Below are 860 nucleotides of genomic sequence, written 5' to 3' on the forward strand. Positions count from 1 at the left end.
GCTAATGCTCTTCGTCAGTTCGGCCAGTCGATCTCCTCTGGCACTATCCGGGCTGAGGAATTCAACTCCATCCTTGAACAAATGCCTGAACTGGCGCGTCAGATTGCCGCTGGGATGGGCGTAAGTATTGGAGAGCTTCGCCAGCTGATGCTGGATGGGAAACTGACTGCTGAAGATGCCCTCAACGCAATTCAGAAGCAAACCGGTTCAGTTAATGCAGAGTTCGAGAAACTCCCTCGCACGCTTTCACAGGCCAATACCGCTCTCACCAACTCTTTCCTGACCATGGTTGATAATATTAACCAGGCTACAGGGGCTAGCAACGGGATGGTTCTGGTTATCGATTCTCTCGCTGTTGCCATTGGCAGGCTTACCGGGCAGGCCGCTACCGCCAGTCAGCAAATAGCAGATCTGCGCTCTGAAGCCGAAATGTACGCTAAGCGAGCGAGAACATGGAGTTGGCTTGGCTTTGGTGACTGGCAGAAAGAGAACGAGGAGAAATCCGCGCAACTTACAGCTGAAGCGTGGGAGAAGGCCTCTCGCGCCGGTTGGGATGCGGTTCAGAAAACAGCCGCAGCCACTAAACCTATCGAAATAAAAGCCACTGCCACTACAGGTGGTTCTAAAGCGAAGGGCGGAAAGTCTGCAGCTCAGAAAGAAGCTGAGCAGTACGCTAAAGCACAGGAGACGGTTAACCAAAAACTGGATGAGCTGAGGCAAAAGGCCGAGTTGTCAGCGGGCAGTGTTGGTGAGTTATCGCGAGCTCAGGCCGTGCTTAATGCACAGCAGTCTCTCGGCAATGATGCGACACAGGAACAGGTCATTCTGGCCGGGCAATACGCGGCTAAAGCCTGGGATAA

At 53.4% G+C, this 860-nt stretch carries 1 protein-coding gene; it reads left to right on the top strand.

From position 1 onward, the window contains the following. A partial coding sequence (locus tag FDX11_RS15145; RefSeq protein ID WP_137398164.1) for a tape measure protein occupies positions 1-860 on the top strand: 860 nt, incomplete at both ends.

The sequence above is a fragment of the Citrobacter sp. wls714 genome (genome assembly GCF_005281025.1).
GTDB lineage: Bacteria > Pseudomonadota > Gammaproteobacteria > Enterobacterales > Enterobacteriaceae > Citrobacter > Citrobacter werkmanii.